The 16654-nt window shown below is 41.4% G+C and carries 15 protein-coding genes; 7 read left to right on the top strand and 8 right to left on the bottom strand.

Annotated features, from left to right (window positions below; genetic code table 11):
- Positions 1–249 precede the first annotated feature (249 nt).
- Both H1A14_RS11075 and H1A14_RS11070 read right to left on the bottom strand, forming a co-directional pair.
- Complete coding sequence (locus tag H1A14_RS11075; protein ID WP_194776330.1) at positions 250–1404, bottom strand: aldose epimerase family protein; 1155 nt, start codon at positions 1402–1404, stop codon at positions 250–252.
- Between the two features lie 87 nt (positions 1405–1491).
- Positions 1492–3042 carry an alpha-N-arabinofuranosidase gene (locus tag H1A14_RS11070; RefSeq protein ID WP_194776329.1) on the bottom strand — a complete coding sequence of 517 codons (1551 nt, stop codon included), beginning with the start codon at positions 3040–3042 and terminating at the stop codon, positions 1492–1494.
- Positions 3043–3360: 318 nt separating this feature from the next.
- Here H1A14_RS11070 and H1A14_RS11065 point away from each other — a divergent pair, with 318 nt between their 5' ends.
- Positions 3361–3816 (top strand): nuclear transport factor 2 family protein, encoded by a 456-nt coding sequence (locus H1A14_RS11065; RefSeq protein WP_228527739.1) that lies wholly within the window; start codon positions 3361–3363, stop codon positions 3814–3816.
- Between the two features lie 242 nt (positions 3817–4058).
- On the opposite strand, the gene H1A14_RS11060 is transcribed toward H1A14_RS11065, so the two are convergent.
- From H1A14_RS11060 to H1A14_RS11035, 6 genes are all read right to left on the bottom strand, one after another.
- Positions 4059–4469 (bottom strand): hypothetical protein, encoded by a 411-nt coding sequence (locus H1A14_RS11060; RefSeq protein ID WP_194776328.1) that lies wholly within the window; start codon positions 4467–4469, stop codon positions 4059–4061.
- On the bottom strand, positions 4456–5481 hold the full coding sequence (locus H1A14_RS11055) for a DUF4221 family protein (RefSeq protein WP_228527738.1): 1026 nt from the start codon (positions 5479–5481) through the stop codon (positions 4456–4458). The genes H1A14_RS11060 and H1A14_RS11055 overlap by 14 nt, the downstream gene beginning before the upstream one ends.
- A gap of 136 nt (positions 5482–5617) precedes the next feature.
- The gene (locus H1A14_RS11050) at positions 5618–5815 is read right to left on the bottom strand and encodes a hypothetical protein (protein ID WP_194776326.1); all 198 of its coding nucleotides are present in this window, start codon (positions 5813–5815) and stop codon (positions 5618–5620) included.
- A 146-nt stretch (positions 5816–5961) separates the two neighbouring features.
- Complete coding sequence (locus H1A14_RS11045) at positions 5962–6756, bottom strand: glycoside hydrolase family 16 protein (protein ID WP_194776325.1); 795 nt, start codon at positions 6754–6756, stop codon at positions 5962–5964.
- Positions 6757–6926: 170 nt separating this feature from the next.
- A complete protein-coding gene (locus H1A14_RS11040; protein WP_194776324.1) occupies positions 6927–7514 on the bottom strand; it encodes a response regulator transcription factor in 588 nt (195 codons plus the stop codon).
- 1 nt (position 7515) lies between these two features.
- Positions 7516–9300, bottom strand: a complete 1785-nt coding sequence (locus tag H1A14_RS11035; protein WP_194776323.1) for a tetratricopeptide repeat-containing sensor histidine kinase — start codon at positions 9298–9300, stop codon at positions 7516–7518.
- A 70-nt stretch (positions 9301–9370) separates the two neighbouring features.
- Here H1A14_RS11035 and H1A14_RS11030 point away from each other — a divergent pair, with 70 nt between their 5' ends.
- The 6 genes from H1A14_RS11030 to H1A14_RS11005 all read left to right on the top strand — a co-directional run.
- A complete protein-coding gene (locus H1A14_RS11030; protein ID WP_317174871.1) occupies positions 9371–10663 on the top strand; it encodes a DUF2851 family protein in 1293 nt (430 codons plus the stop codon).
- Between the two features lie 62 nt (positions 10664–10725).
- Positions 10726–11364 (top strand): NeuD/PglB/VioB family sugar acetyltransferase, encoded by a 639-nt coding sequence (locus H1A14_RS11025; RefSeq protein WP_194776322.1) that lies wholly within the window; start codon positions 10726–10728, stop codon positions 11362–11364.
- Positions 11365–11422: 58 nt separating this feature from the next.
- Positions 11423–12406, top strand: coding sequence for an oxygen-dependent tRNA uridine(34) hydroxylase TrhO (gene trhO, locus H1A14_RS11020; protein WP_194776321.1), 984 nt, complete (start codon positions 11423–11425; stop codon positions 12404–12406).
- Positions 12399–13271: a nucleoside phosphorylase gene (locus tag H1A14_RS11015; protein WP_194776320.1), complete on the top strand. Its 873-nt coding sequence runs from the start codon at positions 12399–12401 to the stop codon at positions 13269–13271. The genes trhO and H1A14_RS11015 overlap by 8 nt, the downstream gene beginning before the upstream one ends.
- Before the next feature lie 295 nt (positions 13272–13566).
- Positions 13567–16002, top strand: coding sequence for a TonB-dependent receptor domain-containing protein (locus H1A14_RS11010; RefSeq protein ID WP_194776319.1), 2436 nt, complete (start codon positions 13567–13569; stop codon positions 16000–16002).
- A gap of 111 nt (positions 16003–16113) precedes the next feature.
- On the top strand, positions 16114–16654 hold a 541-nt coding region (locus tag H1A14_RS11005), incomplete at its 3' end, for a DNA alkylation repair protein (RefSeq protein WP_194776318.1).

Here is a 16654-nt window from a genome sequence, read left to right as displayed (position 1 = left end):
ATTACACAGGAATTTTTTTAATCAACTAAGGCTTCATTTATTTTTCGAATAAAAGAAACCTTTGCGACTCTGCGTCTTTGCGTGAAAAATGATTCCTCTTATTTTACCCCAAAATGGTACTGAATCCTATGCCTGTATTTTTTAGACATGGGATATTATACAGGTATTTTTTGATCAACCAAGTTTCTTTTATTTTCGCATAAAAGAAACCTTTGCGACTCTGCGCCTTTGCGTGAAAAATGATCCCTCTTATTTTACCCCAAAATGGTACTGAATCCTATGCCTGTATTTTTCACCTGGATCCAATCTTGGAGAAGGAAAGGAAGGTTCATTGGGGGAATTGGGGAAATGTTGCGGCTCAAGGCACATCCCCATATGCTTGCTGTAAGTGTGTCCGTCAGTAGTCAATTTGCCATCCAGAAAATTTCCCGAATAGAACTGTACCCCTGGCGCATCTGAATACAATTCCATGTGTCTACCCGAAGCAGGGTGGTACAAGGTGGCCATTTTTGTCAACTCTCCATCAGCTTTGTCCTTGACCACATAATTGTGGTCATATCCTCCCGGTACATCCGCTATCCTTGCACCGATGGTTTGGGGTTCCCTGAAATCAAAGGGCGTACCCGAAACCGGAGCCAGCTCCCCGGTGGGGATCAGGCTCTGGTCAACAGGTGTATATCGGTCAGCAGAAAGCGTCAATTCATGATTTAGCACATCTTCCTGCATCCCACTGAGGTTAAAATAACCGTGGTGGGTAAGGTTAACGATGGTAGGCTTGTCTGTTTCTGCGGTGTATTCGATCAAAAGTTTGTTGTCATGGGTCAATTCAAAAGTGATGGTGGTTTCCAGATTGCCGGGATAACCTTCTTCCCCATCAGGGCTGACATAGGTCATTTTCACTTTCATAGAATGATCCCCTTCGATGTACTCCGCATCAAAGAATTTCCTGTTGAATCCCATCGGACCGCCATGCAGGTGATTGGCTCCGTTGTTGGTAGCCAGTTGGTAAGATTCTCCGTCCAGTTCAAACTTTCCCTTCGCAATCCGGTTGGCATACCTACCCACTGAGGCACCCAGAAAATACTGATTGGTGTCATAATCAGCCGGGTTTTCATATCCCAAGGCGATGTTTTCCACATTGCCATCTTTATCAGGCACTTTCAGTTTGGAAATGATCCCTCCGAAACTCAGGAGTTCTACCTCCATCCCGTTTCCGTTCGACAATTGGAAAACTTTGGCTTTTTGATCTTTGATGGCTACTTCTTTAATATTCACTTTGAATTGTATGTTTTCTTTTTCTTCTGACTGGGTTTCTTCCGTTTTTGGGGAAGTACAATTCCAACTGATCCCGACTATCAAGAGCAGGACAATTTTGGATAATGGAAACAAGTTAGGTTTTTTCATTTTCTTTTTATGGTTATTCCCGATCCGATTTCTAATTGAGAACGGTGATGGTCATTTGTTCAGACATCTTTTGATCATCAAGAAAGGTCATTTGACCCTGACCATCAATACAGAATGGGCGGGAACACTGATCTGCAACTGGGATTTGTTCAACTTGAAGTCCTTGAAATCCGAAACCTTCACTGCTTCTTTGTTGTCAAAGGTATTGTAGGCATCAATGCTTGGCCCGGTAAGGGCTCTTGCCGTAACCGATTTAGGATCAATTCCTCTCAGCAACACTTCCAGATCGATCTTTTTGTCCGGGTGGATATTGGCTATGCTGATGTTGACGGTTCCATCAGCTGATTTGGAGGTGGACACCTGCAGGCTTTCCAATTTTTGTTCACCGAAACTGACTTCCTCAGTACTCAGGTGATGGGAAAGCAACTGGGCGTCCTGATGGGCCCTGTACAAATCAAAAATGTGATAGGTAGGCGTCAGAATCATATTGGTGTCGTCAGTGAGGATCAAGGCCTGCAATACATTCACGGTCTGGGCAAGATTGGCCATATACACCCGCTCGGCGTGTTTGTTGAAGATGTTCAGGGTGATGGCGGCCACAAAGGCATCCCGCATGGTATTTTGCTGGAAAAGGAATCCGGGATTGGTACCAGGTTCTACCTCAAACCAAGTCCCCCATTCATCCACAATCAAACCCACCTTTTTTTCAGGATCGTATTGGTCCATGATGCTGGAATGTCGCGTGATCAACTCATCCATTCTGGCAGCTTGAGATAGGGTTTTGAGGTATCTTTCATTGTCAAATTGGGTGGCAGATGTTTTTTCGGCCCAGGTCCCGGTGATGGTGTAATAGTGCAGAGAAATCGCATCCATCATCCTGAGCGGTATGTTTTTCATCAATACTTCTGTCCAGTTAAAATCCCAGTCACTTGCGCCGCCTGCAATTTTAAAGAGCTCATTTCCTCCGTAATCCCTGGCATAGGTAGCATACCTGCGGTATTCGTTGGCGTAATATTCAGCGGTCATGTTTCCGCCACATCCCCAGCTTTCATTGCCTACCCCCCAGTATTTGATGTTCCAGGGATTTTCCTGACCATTTTTCTTTCTCAGATTGGACATGGGGCTTTCCCCGTCAAAGTTGATGTACTCTATCCATTTGGACATTTCATCCACCGAACCGCTGCCTACATTCCCGGTGATATAGGGTTCGGTGCCGATTTTTTCACAGAAATTCAAAAATTCATGGGTGCCAAAAGAATTGTCTTCCGTCACACCGCCCCAGTGGGTGTTGACCATGGTGGGACGGTCTTTGGGGTCCCCTATCCCATCTGTCCAATGGTACTCGTCGGCAAAGCATCCGCCAGGCCATCTGAGGTTTGGAATCTGAAGATTTTTCAGGGCGGTCAACACATCCAGTCTATATCCATCCTCATTGGGAATATCGGAATCAGGGCCTACCCAGATTCCCCCATAAATGCAACGGCCCAAATGCTCCGCAAAATGGCCGTAGATGTGTTTATTGATGGTGGCACTGCCTTGATCTGCGTTGACGATCAACTGGTTTTTCTGAGCGACAACTGTAAAACTGATGCAACACATCAGCAATATCGGCAAAGGAAATGTTAGGCATTTCTTCATGGTTCGGTAGGTTGATTTTGGATTTTGAAATAAGGTTGTCGTAAATTAAGGCTTAATTTAATCTAATATTAAAAATAAAACAGCAATGTTCAAATTTTTTAAATGTGTTTTTTACACTAATTAATCACCTTGGCACGCATTCTCTGACAACCCTGCAACAGGCCCCCGGGTGGGGCTTGATAACATGACAACTGAAATGGGTGGAAATTGGAGGGAAAGAGTTTAAGGTTGGCAAAATTCCGGTAGGTCTTCTATTTTAGTCTTCTGAATGCTTTATCTTGATGGTGAAATCCAAATGCCAATTCACAAGCCAAACATATGAAAGACAAGCAGTATAAATTTATAAGCCCAATGATGATGCTGCTTCTATTGGGATTTGCTTATTCCTGTCAGGTCACCCCATCATCAGACCAAAAAGAAAGGGATGCCGTGGAAGCAACCATAAATGCCTATTTTGAAGGGATGATTGAGCGGGACCTTCAAAAGCTGCAAGCTGCTTTCCATCCAGATGCCAGGCTGATGGGATACAGGGGAAAGGAACTGACCATCACATCCTTTTCAGATTGGGCGGCGGGCACGGCTTCCGGCCAGCCCAGAGATCCCGAATTGTATGACAACGGGCTGCTGGAGGTGGAAATCAAAGGCTACACGGCTTTGGCAAAAACAGAATTATACTGGCCGGGCATTTACTATTACGATTTCCTCACGCTGATCAAGATCGAAGATCAATGGAAAATCGTACACAAAACCTGGTATGAAGAACCATTAGACTAGGGTTTTTCTGAATACACCCGGACATATTCCACCACCATTTCCTGCGGCCAGATGCTATCATCCACGCCTTGGGCACCACCCCAGTCTCCCCCCTACCGCTATATTAAGGATAAGGTGAAAGGGATGGTCAAATGGCCAGTCTGCCGGACCACCTCCCGTATTTTCAAAGGTATGATACTTTTCACCATTGATATAAAAACATAATTCAGTTTTATTCAACTTTTTATTGGAATTATTCAAATTTAAACTTCAATAATAAAATTAGCATCAAATTCCGACATCTTCCCGGTTTCATCAATTAAAACTTTGGGCGAAATAAAATTATCCAGATTATTTATAGGTGATTCAAATATCAGAAGATTTTTAAAATCATTAACATTCCTACCCAATTTCAAACTAAGCTCTTTTTTACTCCTTACTTCTTCAATTACAAAAAATATTTTATTGTTATTTTGATGTTTCACCAGATTTTTTTCAGCAAAAGAAATGCAACCGGTACAACCAACAGTCGGAACAAAAATTATATATTTAACTTCTTTGTTTTTAACAAGAATATCTCGAACTAAATTATCATTTGCAAAACTATCATTGGGACTTTTACATGAAATCAACAGAGCCAAAATTGCCAAAATAGATAGATTACATAAATTCATAAATTTCAAATTTAATTTCATCTTCCTCCTCTGTATTTCTATATATCAAAATTCCAATTGGTGTAGGTAGGATTAAACCTTCATAAAATTCAATTTCATCCAGGCAGATCTCCAGTTTAAGTTCATTACTACCTGGGTCAAAAACCAAAAGTTTTCTTTTCTTAAGGATTTCCTTTGAATCTTCAAGCCTTTTTTTTGGATTTTCAACTGGAAAGTAGGCCAATCTATAAATTAGATTTCGGAATTTATCATAAATAAGGTTACCGTAATTATAATTATCCAAGTAATAAATCTGTCTTTTGGAAAAATCAGAAACATCCCTGCCCCTAGCATTTTTCACCTCAAAGAAATCGGTTGGTTTAATTTTTAGGAGATTTGGCTGCTTTTCAAAGCCATCAATTAAGGCGTATTTCAACACAAAATCTGAGGCTGAGAACCCGAAATATATTTCCTTTTTCTGATCATCTATTGCAGAAAAATAAAGACCGAGCTCCGGTGAAAATCCATCTTTATAGATTGCAGGATAACTCAAAAAATTAAATGAATCTTTGCCTGAACCTAAAACTAAAGCATGTAGATTATAGACTGAAACAAGAGATTCCTCTATTATACCATTGCTATCAAACATGGCAACTTGATTGGTCACTAATAGTAAAGAATCTAATTTAAAGGTATTTAGACCAATTGGAAGTGGAGATCCTTGAGAATTTTCAATCCTATAGGTTTTTAATAGATTAGCCTGTTCATCCACTAAAAAAGTCCTTAACTTGTCATTTGAGGTAATGAATATTGAATCCAATGAAGAAATATGGTAACCTGTTATAGTTCCAAATAAATTTTTATCAAATGGTATTTTTTTTATTAATGATTCTGAATTAAAATCAAAAAGTTGTATTTCATTATAATGAACATTTAAAAAGCTAATAACATCTTTGTCCCGCAAGGTATGATATTGGATGGATGACGGCCTATTGGAAGTCAATGAGTCAACTGGGAACTGCTTTTCTCCCATTTTTTTCCATCCCTGATTTACCTCAGGATTGCAATCAATATTGGCTTTATTGCTGCAATTCGATAATGTAAACAACAGTAAAAAACTAAAAAAGAAATGCAAGACCCAAATTCCAGGCCTTGCATTCACAAAAAACCTAACTGTCAACTTCACCTGTAGATTGTTTACAATCACCTTTAGCCTCTCCTGTCTTGTTTCCACAAACTGCCGGAGATCCATTAACGACTATGCAATAGCCATCAATTCCAGTATCACAACCTGAATTAGCTTGGAAGCTTAAACTCCAAGCCATGGCTGTTAACGCAAAAGCAATTAATCCAAATTTTAGCTTCATATACATTAAAATTTTAGTGAGTTTCAAAAAAAAAAGAACTAAAAGTCAAATATTTCTACTAATTTCTTAAAAAAAAATTATTATTTTCCGGAATTTGCGGTATCGTTTATTTTCGCTTAAAATGGATTTTTAAATTAACAAAAATTTCAATTAGGTTTTTCCGAATACACCCTGACATATTCCACCACCATTTCCTGCGGCCAGATGCTATCATCCACGCCTTGGGCACCACCCCAGTCTCCCCCTACCGCTATATTGAGAATAAGGTGAAAGGGATGGTCAAATGGCCAGTCTGCCGGACCACCTCCCGTATTTTCAAAGGTATGGTACTTTTCACCATTGATGTAAAAATCGATCTTGGTTTCATTCCAGTCAACGGCATAGACATTAAATGCAGCGGCAAAGTCCTCCACTTCTTTCTGCTTGCCCACCTGGGTGCCGATTTTATGATTGAAGGATTCGGTGTGGACGGTGCCATGTACCACTCCCGGGTCATAACCCACATGCTCCATGATGTCGATTTCCCCGCTTTTGGGCCATCCACCGAATTGGTTCTCCTCCGGCAGCATCCATATCGCCGGCCAGGTACCCAATCCTTTGGGAAGCCTGGCTTTGATTTCAAAATACCCATATTGCCAACTGCCTTTACCCCTTGTCAGTAGCCTGCTTGAAGTATAAGCCATGTTTTCATGGTCTTCCCTGATGGCGGTGATGATTAAAGTCCCGTTTTCCACACGGGCATTGGCCGGTCTTTCCTTGGTATAATACTGCAATTCATTGTTTCCCCAACCATGGCCTCCCACATCATAAGTCCACTTATCTGGGTCCGGCAAACCCTCATAATCAAATTCGTCTGACCAGACAAGCTTTTCTTGCTGTGCCTGTGAAGAGGATATGAAAACGATTAAAGAAAATAGTAAGACTAGGATTTTGCTTGACATAAGCCGAAAATACAAAAAAACAGGGAATTTGGGCAATCTTAGCATTTGGAATGTGAAGCATTATTGTCAATATCCCAATATCTATAAATATCAATCTTGACCAGACTTTTATACATACGTATAACTTCCAGTAATATCAGGTTTTAGAAACGAGAAGTATAAAAAGACAACTATACCCACTTATTTTTCAGCGCCAGAGAAATCAATTCCGCGCTTGTATGCAAGCCGTGTTTCTTTTTGATGTTTCGGATGTGTGTGGTCACAGTATGATAGCTGTTGTTGAGCACATTTGCAATTTCTTGAGAGGTTTTCCCCTCCACCAGTTGCTGGAGGATCAGCATTTCCTTTTTTGACAACTTCGATGGCTCTTCAGGTACCCCGATTTTCTGTCTTGCTATCTCTATGGCCGCCTGCAGTTGGTTTTCCACAAAAGGCTTGACCAAATAATAGCTAGCCCCCACAGACATTGCCCGGCTGATGGTTTTCTGATCAAAAAAACCTGTCAAAAAGATGACAGGAAAATCCCTTTCCCGTTTCATGCTACTGACAAGTTCGATTCCATCAATGTCCGATTTAAGGTTGATGTCACAGATCACAACATCTGGAATCAGGGATTGAAAAGTCTCTTTGGCTAATTTTGGCGAATGGGCTGTCTTCACCAAAGGATAGCCTAACCTAAGTAGGGTTTCCTGAATGTCCATGGCGACGATCAACTCATCCTCCACCACCAAAATCTTAAAATTGCCTCGCCTTTCCATTTTATTTTCGTACAAATTCAAAGGAGAACTCACTGCCTTCTTTCCCTTTGCTGACCAATTCACTATCCAGTTGCTCAATCAATGTGGTGACCAATTTCAAGCCAAATGAACTCTCATTCAAAGGATTTAACTCTTCAGAAAAACCCTTGCCGTTGTCTTTCAACTTGAAGGAGATCTTCTGCTTCTCCTCCTTGATCTCAACCATCAATTGTGCCAGCTCCTTGTTTTCAAAAGCATGTTTGAAGGCATTGCTGGCCAGTTCATTGACAATAAGTCCAAGAGGAACTGCCTGGTCTAAATTGAATATAGGATTCTCAAGATCAATATCACTTTTGACCGCATCCACTGGAAACCCATAGCTGACGGCCAAAGATTGTGTCAGAAAATCCAAATAAGCTTTAATGTCAAGGCCAGTGAAATCTTCATCCATGTACAGGTTTTTGTGAATCAAAGACATTGCCTCCAACCTACTCTGTCCTTCCCTAATGGCCTGCTTGGTCCCCTCATCGGTTACCCGATTGTATTGTAGGTTCAAAAGACTGTTGACAATCTGTAAATTGTTTTTGACACGGTGATGAAGTTCACGGATAAGTGTTTCAATCTTTTGATTTTTCGTTTCCAATACTGCATTTGCTTTTTCCTTGACCCGATAGAGGTAATAGGAAACCAGCAGGATGATCACCAGAAAGACCAATATCACAGTGACTAAGGTGATCTGTACCTGCTGTTTTTCCAGCAAAGCATGTTGAAAATCCTCATTTTGCCGGAGCCGAAGTATTTCCTGACTCTTTTGCTCACTATCAAATTCAGCCTCCATTGAAGCAACATCTTTGCTGTATTTCTCCTGATTGAATTCATCCAGGCTCTCTTTATACGCTTCCAAGTAAGCCAAAGCCTCTTTGAGATTGCCCTCAGCTTTGTTTACCCGATACAACAATTCCTGGGACGAAGATGTCTCTTCAAGGTATTTTTCAGACTGAGCCAATTTCAGTGCTAGGGAGGCGGTTTGTTTGGCTTCTGTAATCAATTCATCTTCCAGAAGCAAATTTCCTAAATTCAGGTAATTGGTGACCAATTGGTATTGATGGCCTACCTTTTTATTGATTTTTATGGCTTCCCTATAGTTTCTTTCTGCCTTTTTTCGGTCCGCCATATGATATTGGGTAATCCCGATGTTGTTGAGCACATTGGCCAACTCAGCAGAATCCCTCTGATTTTCTGCCATCATTTTTGCTTTGGCAAACCATTCCAAGGCCTTTTCATACTGCTCCTCGCGTTTCAACAGCAAACCTTTGTTGTTGAGGGTTTTGAGATATATAATCGGCTCGGTTTCAGGGTTACAGTAAAGGAGTATTTTGTCGTAATATTTTTCTGCCTGCTCTTGCTCCTCTCTGATCATAAAAATATGCGCCATGTTGCCATAGAGTTTCAGTAAGGTGCTGGAATCTTGGTTGGCTTCTGCATGGTTGACTCCTTCCAATAGAAAATTCATGGCTCTCCTCAGCTGTCCAGAACGCAGGCTTACCACACCCTTATTGTTGTAGTATCGGCCCATTGCCCTAGAATCATTATTTCTTTCCGCTAGTAAAATAGCCGAATCCAAATAGGCAAAGGCGTTTTCATTGTCTTTGAATGCAAGCTCAAGAAAAAGATTGTTGAATACCTTTGACCTCTCCGAATCAGGATGGTTTTTGCTGAGTTCGGCTTTTAGGCTGTCAAGTCGTGAGGTCTGTGCTAGGGCCAATAGGGGTGATATCAGCAGCAAAAACAAAGCAATTAGTTTCATTTATTGAAATTTCACCTTAAATTAAAGAAATATTTGGGAATACATTCAATCAATTTTTAAGAACTTTTTTATGATGGATTTTCAGGAAAATTTTCTGCAGCTGGTATGGAAGTACCAATACTTTGATCAAAAACAACTGCAAACAACCGATGGACAGGCCATAGAGGTCAAAAAAATAGGCTACCACAATTTCCATGAAGGACCGGATTTTTTGGAAGCACAAATTAAAATCAGCGGAGTCAATTTCCATGGGCACGTGGAGGTGCATAGGGAATCTTCAGACTGGAAACAGCACACCCATGATGTGGACGAGCGCTACAACAGTGTCATTCTACACGTGGTCTGGGAAAATGATGAAAAGGTCAAACGGTCTGACGGTACCCATATCCCCACATTTGAACTCAAAGGAAAAGTATTGTTGGATGTGGTACGAAATTACGAAAAGCTACTCAATTCGAGAGAGCCGCTACTTTGCGGACCGTTTTTGGAAGAGGTACCCGGCATACAGCGGTTTTCTATGCTTGAAAAAAGTCTGGTGGAGCGTTTTGAAGAGAAGGGCAAAATGGTCCATCAGATTCTTGCTGCCACCCATGGGGATTGGGAAGAAACCGCATACCGATGGCTATTTTATTGTTTTGGCTTCAAAACAAACAGTCAGGCGATGCTAAGACTTGCCGAAAGCCTTCCTTATAAAATCTTAAAAAAACATGCCAGCCAGCCTATGGTTCAGGAGGCCATCCTCTTTGGGCAAGCTGCGTTTATCCCTGAAACCCCTCCTGATGACTACGCAGTTTTTGCAAAGAGAGAATACGGGATTTACCAAAAGAAGTATGGCCTTCTCCCTGCTTTGGATGTCAAAGAATGGAAATTTATGCGGGTGAGACCGGCCAATTATCCTACCATCAGGCTTTCCCAATTGCTAAGTTTTTTATCTCAGAGTCCTCACCTATTCTCGGATTTGTTGGAGAAGACTTTCGATTTTTCGACTTTCAAATCCACGCTCAGCTTTGACCCAATGCCTTATTGGCAAAGACATTATCAATATGGGAAAGAAAGGAAACAAGTTCAAAAAGGTCATTTAACAGAAGGAGCCAAAAGCCTGATTGCCATCAATTTCCTTGTACCCCTATGGTTTGCTTATGGCCAATACCAAGGGGATGGACATTGGCAGGAGAGGTGTTTTGACTTACTTCAGGAAATCCCGTCAGAACAAAACCACATCATCAGACATTTTGACCAGGTTTCATGGAGGGCAATTAATGCCTATGACAGTCAGGGAATGATCGGCTTGTATAACAACTATTGCAAGCTGAAGAAATGCCTAAACTGTAAAGTTGGCCAATCTTTGTTGAAGCCGGCTTAGGAAATGATTTTTGTTTAAGCCGTTATTTTCCACTAATTTTGCATGCCAAATCTATCAAGTCCATGGAAAAACCGGTGATCATTTTAGGAGCAAAAGGCATTGCCCACCCTGCATTGGAAATATTCAACAGCCATCAGGTCGTGGTCTATGGGCTCTTGGATGAGGACGAAAAAATCCATGGAACCGAAATCAATTATGTCTCAGTCCTTGGCCACACAGAAGATGACGGCTTTCTGAAACTTATTGGTAAGAAATGCGAGGCATTTGTTGCGGTAGATGACAACAAGTACCGAAAATTCCTGGTGGAAATGCTGCAGGAAAGACGCAAAGTGCAACCTGTAAACGCCATCCATAGCAGGGCTTACATCGCTACTGATGCAGCCCTTGGGCATGGGAATTTTATCAATGCACATGTCAGCATCGGTGCAGGAGTACAGATGGGTCATCACGGTATCTATCATTCCGGTGCCATTATTGAACATGGAGCAGTCCTTGGGGATTATGTCCAAGTAGGGGCCGGTACCATCATCAACTCCTCAGTGAATTTGGAAGAAGGAGCCTTTGTCGGTTCAGGGGTGACCATCGTCTCTGGTGTCAAAGTAGGAAAAAACGCAAGAATAGGGGCAGGATCCGTAGTCATCGCCGATGTAAAAGCCAATGAAACGGTCTTTGGAAATCCTGCCCAACCTGTTGGCAAATAACAACAATATAATACATATTATTTCAACCTGACACCCTGCTTGAAACAGGGCTTAAGTTATGGAAAATCAATATTACCTTATTTTGCTCTATTATTGCTATGCGGAGATCCAAGATACCGAAGCATATAGAGAAGAACATCACCTGTTCTGCATTGAAAACAACATCAGGGGCAGGATCATCATTTCCCACGAAGGGTTGAATGGCACCGTGTCCGGTCTGAAGGAAGACTGTGAGCGTTACATGGCCTATGTGAAATCAGATCCCAGGTTTGCCAAAACCGATTTTAAAGTGGATCAACATGATCGGCATGCCTTTACCAAGATTCATGTAAGGACCAAACCGGAAATCGTTCACTCCAGTCTCAGTCACATCAATCCCAACCTAAAGACGGGTAAGCACTTGGAACCCTTGGCTTTCAAAGCCCTTAAGGACCAAGAGGATGTGGTGATTTTGGATGTGCGTTCCAATTATGAACATGAATTGGGGAAATTCAAAAATGCCCTGACACTGGACATGGAGAATTTCAGAGAATTTCCGGAAAAGGTGAAAGAACTTGAACACCTGAAAAACAAAAAAATACTGACCTATTGTACCGGAGGCATCAAGTGTGAAAAAGCTTCTGCTTACCTGCTGGAACAGGGGTTTGAAGATGTCTACCAATTGCATGGGGGTATTATCAAATACGGCATGGAGGCAGGGGGAGAGGATTTTGAGGGCAAGTGCTATGTGTTTGACAACCGGCTTGCAGTAGGTGTCAACAAGGTAAACCCAAGCATCCTGTCCACCTGTCATGTCTGCGGCACCAAATCAGACCGCATGGTCAATTGTGCCAATCCAACCTGCAACATCCATGTACCCATCTGCGAAAACTGTGGTTGGGAACTGGAGGGTGCCTGTTCGGATTCCTGCCAATCCCATCCTGAAAAGCGGCCTTACGATGGATCGGGCTATTACCAAAAAAACACCAATGGCTACAATCCATACAAAGGATGGCAACGATTGGCAAAAAACAAAAATTTAAATTCCGTTGAAAATGAGTGAGCGCATCCCGGAGTCCGAGCTGATCATCAATCCTGACGGAAGTATTTATCATTTGAACCTGAAGCCAGAGCATCTGGCTTCAACTGTTATTACCGTAGGGGATCCTGACCGGGTGGAGAAGATATCGAGAAATTTTGATTCCATAGATTTTAAGGGATCTAAGAGGGAATTTGTTGCCCATACCGGTAGCTATAAAGGGAAAAGAATGACCGTCCTGAGTACAGGCATGGGCACTGACAACATCGAGATCCTGATGACGGAATTGGATGCTTTGGTCAATGTGGATTTTCAAACCAGGCTACCCAAGACCACACACACCTCTCTTGATATCATTAGGATAGGCACCTCAGGAAGCATGCAGGGCACTCTACCTGTTGATAGCCTGCTGGTCTCCAAGTATGGTATTGGTTTGGATACTCTGATGAGCTTTTATACAAATCACTACAGTGATTTTGAAAAACAGGTAGGTGAAACCATACATAAATCCCTAGGTCTTTCCTTTACACCCTACTGTGTTTCGGGATCAGAAAAGTTGCTTCAGCAAATGGGTGAAGGCCTTTTGATCGGCAATACAGTAACCTGTCCCGGATTTTTTGGACCTCAAGGTCGCAAAGTGAGGCTGACTCCAGCCATACCAGACCTGATCGAGAAATTGAATAAAATTAGGATCGGAGATTTTTTGTTGACCAACTTCGAAATGGAAACTGCCGGATATTACGCTATGGGAAGGCTTTTAGGCCATGAAGTCTTGAGTCTGAACGCCATCGTGGCCAATAGAATCAACCATACTTTTTCAAAAAATGCCGATCAGGCCATGAATGCATTAATCCAGCATACATTGGAACAATTAACAGGAAAAATTTAACTATACAAGTATCCTCCTACCGCCTATCCCAAATTATTGCGATTAAAACCAGTATATCTCTATTAATGTATATACAATTATTTTTCAAACCTTCTCAGGTTATGGGGTGTTTCTTTATTGTGTCAAGCTTTGATTTAAAGCAGTTTAAATCAAATTTCCTGTACCAAAAAAGAAATTTTACAAAACACGCTTTCCAGTTCCTTTCAACACATTTTATTTCCACTAAGCCTATTTAGGTTCCGATTCCAAATAAAATTTGGAAACTTTGCATTTAACTAGACAACCAACGATTACCATGAAATCCACATTATTTACACTTTTAATTTTCTCCACATTTATTCTTTCCCAGACTGTTCAGGCGCAAGGCATTAACCTAAAAGGCAAAATAGTTGATGCCACTTCTAATGATGCTCTCGAGTTTGCCAATATTGCCTTATTGAGTCCTTCAGATTCAGTTGTTGTCTATGGAGGCATGTCGGAACTTGATGGTACCTTTTCCTTTAATGCCACCGCAGGAGAGTATATTTTCAGGGCTGGTTTTATAGGGTTTGAAACCTATTACCAAAATGTCACCCTTGGAGATAAAGAAACTGTGAATTTTGGAAATATAAAATTACAATCAGGAGCCGAAAGCTTAGATGAAGTAGTGGTAGAAGGGGTAACTTCCATGTTTGAAAGTGACATTGACAAAAGAAGGTACAATGTGGAAAACAGCATTGTTGCAGAAGGAGCAACAGCATCTGAGCTATTGGGAACGTTGCCTTCAATCCAAGTGGATGATGAAGGAAGTATCACCATGCGGGGCAGTGGAAACATCCTTATCTACATCAATGGTAGGCCATCCAACCTTTCAGGAGATGATGCCGAAAGCATTCTTTCCCAGTTTCCTGCTAACAGCATTAAAACTGTGGAACTCATAACTAACCCTTCATCCCGTTACGACGCTACCGGCGTAGGGGGAATAATTAACATCATCCTGAAAAAAAATGAATCTACCGGCTTCAACGGCCAAGCCAACGTTTCAGTCGGCACTAGAGACAAATACAATGCTGGAGTCAATCTAAATTACGGTACAGAAAAAGTAAATTACTATGGATCCTACAATTTTCAGGATAGAAGGTTGTTCCGGGAAAGTGAGGGATTGAGAAGAACGGCTTTACCTAATGTATCTCCTGTTTTGGATCAAGATTCTTATGGAGAAAATGTGGATGTATCCCATTTGATCAGAGCTGGTTTAGATTACAACATTTCTGAAAGCAAGGTTTTTGGATTTTATGCCCAGGGGAATTTCAGGGATAGAACGGGGACTGATTTGCTGAACCAAAGGAACATAAATAGTGCAGGCAATTTAGATAGCCTTTTTATAAGGGAGACAGAAGATTCGCGACAAAGTTTTAACTTTGAAACAGGAGTCAGTTACACCTATGAAATCGATACATTAGGGCAGCGGTTGTTTACTTCAGCCTCTTATTCACGTGATGAGCGTACCCAGGAAGAAATTTACAATCAGTTGTTCTATGATCAGTTCAACCAAGAAGTACCTTCAAACAGACTGATACAAATCAACGACAGGCCACAAACCAGTGACCTCTATGTATTGCAATTGGACTATGAGAAACCTTTTGAGAATGGAGGAAGCTTTGAATCCGGGCTGAAAGGAACTTTTGGGGTTTGGGACAGGCAGCAGAATTTCTTACAAGGTGATGAGTCTACCGACTTCAATCCAGTTCTTGATCCTGAATTTACCGATGGATTTAAATTTAATGAAGATGTATATGCCGCTTATTTCAGTTACAGAAACACCATTGGGAAATTGGGCTACCAAGGTGGGTTGAGGGCAGAATACACCGAAACAACAGGTTTGCTTGAAAGTAATCCTGAGCCTATCATCAATAATTATTTCAATTTATTCCCCAGCGCTTACTTAAGTTATAATTTGGGCCAAGAGGAGGAATTAACGGTTAATTTCAGTCGGAGGATATCCAGGCCAAACATATGGGCACTTGCTCCAATTTTCAGGGTAAGCGATTTGTTCAATTTGAGTGTTGGAAATCCATTTCTTCAACCGGAATTTACCAATAGTTATGAATTGGGTTATATGAAAGGCTGGAAAAATTACCTGCTCAATGCCACTGTCTATCACAGGTTTTCTACCGATATCCATACTAGGGTAATCAGATTAAGGGATGATAATGTGGCCATTCAAACCAGGGAAAATGCCAATAGCAGAAGCAGTACGGGATTTGAAATGGTAAATCAAATCCAGGTTACTCAGTGGTTCGATGCAACTTTAACTGGAAACTTCTTCTATTCCGAAATTATTGGTGACAACATCGAAGAAGGCTTCAACAACTCCAACTTCAGTTGGACGGTAAGTTTATTGGGCAACATGGCTATTCCAAATTTTGCCACTATCCAGATCCAAGGTAACTACAGAGGTCCGATTGTCCTCCCTCAAGGTGAGATTGAGCCATTTTGGGGAATAAATGCTGGAATCAGGAAAGACATCATGAACAAAAGAGCTACAGTAAGTCTCAATGTGAGTGATATCTTCAACACGCGGATATTCAGGATAAGAACAGATGACCCGAGATTTGAGCAGGATCGTTTGTTCAACAGGGAAACCAGAATTGGAACCATTGCCTTTACTTATCGTTTTGGAGGATTTAGGGATAGGAAAAATGGGCGAAATGGCGACAGAGAGGAATTCGACGAAGATGCAGATTTTTGATTAAAACCACCTGTTCTCTAAAAGCTTCCAGATTATTTTTCTGGAAGCCTTTTTTTTCTCCTATTTCGCCGGCAATTTTGGGTTTAAATACCCTAAATACCATTTGGATTGATGGCTAATGTCCTTGCAGAACAAATTTTAGAAGAGCTGAAAGCAAAAGCGCAGCCTGAAAAGGTAAGCGGGGTCATGAAGTATTTTAAGACCGGAGAGGGTCAATACGGTGAAGGAGATCTTTTTTTGGGGGTTAAAGTTCCAGATCAGAGAAAATTAGCCAAACGATACCAAAAACAAGTTATAGAATCGGATCTTGAATACTTGATACAGTCGGCATTTCACGAGGCCAGATTAACTGCCCTTTTATTGCTGGTTTACAAATTTGAAAAAGCCAAAACCATTGAAATCCAAAAATATTGGGTAGATTTTTACCTAAACAATGTGGATAAGGTCAACAATTGGGATCTTGTGGACAATTCCGCTCCAAAAATTCTAGGTGCTTGGCTATGGGATAAAGACAGATCACTTTTGTACCAATTTGCAAACTCAGGTAAGCTTTGGGAAGAGCGGATTGCTATCTTATCCACATTTCATTTTATCAAAAAAGGGGACTATAAAGAGACACTTCAATTGGCTGAAATCCTCATGAACAAGCCCC

Origin of the sequence: Pararhodonellum marinum (genome assembly GCF_015354735.1) — a bacterium.
Classification (GTDB): domain Bacteria; phylum Bacteroidota; class Bacteroidia; order Cytophagales; family Cyclobacteriaceae; genus Pararhodonellum; species Pararhodonellum marinum.
Note: the sequence above shows the minus strand (reverse complement) of the source record. Positions and strands in the feature narration are given on the sequence as shown.